Source organism: Streptococcus sp. HMSC071D03 (assembly GCF_001812125.1).
Classification (GTDB): Bacteria; Bacillota; Bacilli; order Lactobacillales; family Streptococcaceae; genus Streptococcus; species Streptococcus pseudopneumoniae_N.
Genome location: NZ_KV807749.1, coordinates 8,998 through 11,322 on the forward strand (window position 1 = coordinate 8,998; position 2,325 = coordinate 11,322).

A 2,325-nucleotide genomic window follows, 5' to 3' on the forward strand; every position below is an offset into this window, starting at 1 on the left:
CCAAGTTTCTGTATAAGAACGTAGATACGATTCGTTACAAAACAGGAGACCATGTCAAAGCTGGAGATATCATTGGAAAGGTAGCTTCTGAAGGAAATCAAACGGTCTATTATCAAAAACTAGAACCTGATCGCTCAAATAAGAAAGACAAAGATGGGAATGTTGAAAAGAGTTGGACTTATGTCAATGTCGGTTTTTACTTCCAGCGTGTAGAGTACACACAAGCAACGTCGGTTGTGAGCAATATTGAAACATCTGGAGAGAAAGGAAAACGTGCTAGAGCTTTTGCAGATGCAATCAAAAAAAATATACCAGAAGCAACAGATGAAGGAATTGCAGTCGTTTTGGGAGGATTTGATATTGAGAGTTCCATCACTTTTAAACGCTATGAAACAGACTTTCTAACCAATAATCAGTTCGATAAAGTTGCTAAAGAGCCAACTGCAGAAAATCTAGTTGGTAACTGGGATGCTTTCCAGGCTATGTATCCGAATCTACGTTTAAATAAAGGAGGATACATGGTCAATGGTTTACACTATATCGGGATTGGGATTGGTCAATTTACTGGCCCCCGTGCTCTTGCATTGTGGAATTTTGCAAAAGATATGAATGGAGATATTTGGTCTGCGGAAGTTCAAACTAAATTCCTATTAGAAGCAGATGGTCCACTTAGACGAGAAGCTTTTAAAAGAATTGTAACCTCAACAGGTTCCGTAGAAGCTCTTGCGGAGGACTTCTTGAATTCTTGGTTGGGAGTACCAGGTAATAAGCTTCTAGAGCGTCAAACTGCAGCTCGTCAATGGCTAAATTTCTTAAAAAATAAAGGAGGAGGTTCGACAGGAGTTTCGAGCCAACAAGTTCCAGCGGAGTATAAAGACAAACTTCCGTATGGACTCCCTACCGATCAAGCAATTCTAGAGGGTCAAGGTTATCCAGGTAATGCCTATGCACTAGGAAATTGTACTTGGTATGTCTATAACCGTTTTGCTCAGATTGGAACAGGAATTTATCCGTATCTAGGAAATGCCAATCAGTGGGTTGATAGTGGGCAAGCGCAAGGATATGACATCTCAACGACTCCTAAACCAGGTTCTGCAGCTGTATTCATGAATGGTGTAGCTGGAGCATCGCCAATCTATGGTCACGTTGGATTCTGTGAGTACGTTAATAGTGATGGTAGCTTCTTAATGTCAGAAATGAACTTTGGTGGTTTATATGTATCAAGTTGGCGTACCTTGAAACCACAATCAGGTATCTATTTTGTTACCCCTAAATAAGAAAGGAAAAGAATGTATAATCAAAAGTTAATCAAAATGGTAAAGGGACTCTTTATGGGATTCATTGCCGTTTTATGTATTGTATTGGGTTATTCTATTGCTCAAGTACAACAGAATTTGAGACAGAATAGTCAAGTTCAGGAAGAGGCGAAGCAAAAACCAGAAGAGAAACAACAGGAACAACTCTCTCTTACTGAACAGCAGGTCGAAGATTTTCTAATTGCTTACTATACCAAGAAGGATTTAGAAGAGAATCGTCCACGATATAAGCCTTTTATGACTGATTCTATGTATCAGGAAACTGTTCAAGAAGAACAAAAGCCAGTTAACCAGACCTATAAGGGGTATGTAGTTGACCAATCTTATGAATCAGGCTCTATCTATATTGATAAAACACATAAAGTTGCGTTAGCTCAGATTCAATATACTAGTACCACCTTAACAGAGAAAGATAATAGAGCTTCTAAGGGGCTTACTGGTAGCACTAAGGCGACAATTCGGTTGACCTATGTAGAAAAATCAGGGAAACTATTGATCAATAAAATAGAGCCTATTGTATTGACTGAAGCTAGAGGGCAAAGTATAGGAACCTATTCAGATACTAGCAGTTCAAGCTCGACTCCAGTTTCATCTACATCAACGGCAACACCGACATCTTCTGAACCAACAACCGCAACTAGTAGTAACCAATAAGGGGAATGGAATGAATAAAAAAATTGAACAACTTGAAGGCAAGCTTGAAAAAGTTAGGAAAGATAAAGAAAAAGCGCAACGACAAAAAGAAGAAGTAGATAAAAAAATCAAGAATTACATAAATCAAGAAAAAGATTTTGAAGCGCAGCTTTTTGTGGCACTATCAGAAGAAAGTGGCTTATCCTACCAGGAAATGAAGGAACTCATTCTTCCATCACAATCAAGTAACCAAGGAGTGAACCATGTATAAAATTATCAATCAACTGACTAATCAAGAGGAAACTTTTGAGTACCGAGATGAGTTGTTATCAAGGCTAGAAATCATCAATGAGCGAATGAAGAGTAATAAAATAAA

At 38.3% G+C, this 2,325-nt stretch carries 3 protein-coding genes; all 3 read left to right on the forward strand.

What is annotated here, in order from left to right:
- Nucleotides 1-1,277 (forward strand): phage tail tip lysozyme (locus HMPREF2837_RS05145; RefSeq protein ID WP_148131817.1); only part of this gene is annotated, 1,277 nt, incomplete at its 5' end.
- Between the two features lie 12 nt (nt 1,278-1,289).
- Nucleotides 1,290-1,970, forward strand: a complete 681-nt coding sequence (locus HMPREF2837_RS05150) for a hypothetical protein (RefSeq protein ID WP_050294607.1) — start codon at nt 1,290-1,292, stop codon at nt 1,968-1,970.
- A gap of 10 nt (nt 1,971-1,980) precedes the next feature.
- Nucleotides 1,981-2,220, forward strand: coding sequence for a hypothetical protein (locus HMPREF2837_RS05155; RefSeq protein ID WP_075230710.1), 240 nt, complete (start codon nt 1,981-1,983; stop codon nt 2,218-2,220).
- Nucleotides 2,221-2,325 lie beyond the last annotated feature (105 nt).

Excerpts from the sequence above, each read along its gene's own strand:
- HMPREF2837_RS05150 (WP_050294607.1), top strand. The coding sequence starts at position 1,290 with ATGTATAATCAAAAGTTAATCAAAATGGTAAAGGGACTCTTTATGGGA.
- HMPREF2837_RS05155 (WP_075230710.1), top strand. The coding sequence starts at position 1,981 with ATGAATAAAAAAATTGAACAACTTGAAGGCAAGCTTGAAAAAGTTAGG.